The sequence below is a fragment of the Vibrio sp. 1249-1 genome (assembly GCF_033340495.1).
Genome location: NZ_JAWOWJ010000123.1, coordinates 1 through 1,093, shown reverse-complemented (window position 1 = coordinate 1,093; position 1,093 = coordinate 1). Strand labels below are relative to the sequence as shown.

At 46.7% G+C, this 1,093-nt stretch carries 2 protein-coding genes; both read left to right on the top strand.

The features are described from left to right. The coding region (locus tag R7Z50_RS24695; RefSeq protein ID WP_318149377.1) for a putative nucleotidyltransferase substrate binding domain-containing protein at positions 1–340 on the top strand (340 nt) is incomplete at its 5' end. Between the two features lie 8 nt (positions 341–348). Beyond that, entirely contained in the window at positions 349–1,068 is a 720-nt protein-coding gene (locus tag R7Z50_RS24690; protein ID WP_021822203.1) for a 3'-5' exonuclease, read from the top strand. Positions 1,069–1,093 lie beyond the last annotated feature (25 nt).

Genomic DNA, 1,093 nt, shown 5'->3' with positions numbered 1-1,093 from the left:
TCGTGGCACCGCGCCGCTGGTTGATCTGATTCGTGTGCATGCCTTGGCAGTGGGCTCTCGTGCACAAAACTCGTTTGAACGTCTCGACGACATTATTGACGCAGGCATCTTGCCAAAAGGTCGAGCTCAGGACTTAAAAGACGCGTTAGAATTCATCTCTATGGTACGAATTCGCCATCAAGCGACCGATGTTGAACTCGGAATTGAGCCAGATAACAACATCGAGCCAGAAAACCTCTCCGATTTTGAACGCCGTAATTTGAAAGATGCCTTCCAAATTCTCAGCAATGGGCAGAACTTCCTTAAGTTCCGCTATCAAGCAAATAAGAGCTTTAAGTGAGGTTTGGCATGATCAAAAAGCTATTTCAAAAGCCTGCGATTCAATGGCCAACCAAGTTTCAGCAAAAGTTGGAGCTCGTCAATGATGAGAATCTTGTCGCCTTTTACGGCAGCGAATTACCAGCGCCCAATACCCCCATTTCAGAGGTTGAATTTGTCGCGTTGGATTTCGAAACGACGGGGCTCAATCCCGAAAAACACGACATTATTACTATCGGTTTAGTACCTTTCAATCTGAGACGTATTTTTCTGCGCGATGCTCGACATTGGAAAGTAAGGCCTCAGAAAAAGTTGGATGAAGATTCCGTTATCATCCACGGTATCACTCACAGCGAATTGATTGATGCGCCAGATCTGAGCGATATTTTGGGTGAGTTGCTGCCTTGCTTAAGCGGCAAAATCATCGTTGTGCATTACCGTCGAATCGAGAGAGAATTCTTGGATCAAGCGCTGAAAGCGCGCATAGGGGAAGGGATTGAATTTCCCGTGTTAGACACGCTACAAATCGAAGAGAACATCCAAAAGAGAAGCGCTGGCGGCATTTGGAATCGCCTGAAAGGAAAGAGACCAGAGTCTCTACGTTTGGCGCAGTCTCGACGCCGCTATGGGTTACCAGACTACTCTCCGCATCACGCGTTAACTGATGCGATTGCTACGGCCGAGTTGCTTCAGGCGCAGATGGCGCATCACTACAATGATGACCAACCAATCAGTGATTTTTGGTTGTAGATAGATTTTTTGTTGTAGCTATTTA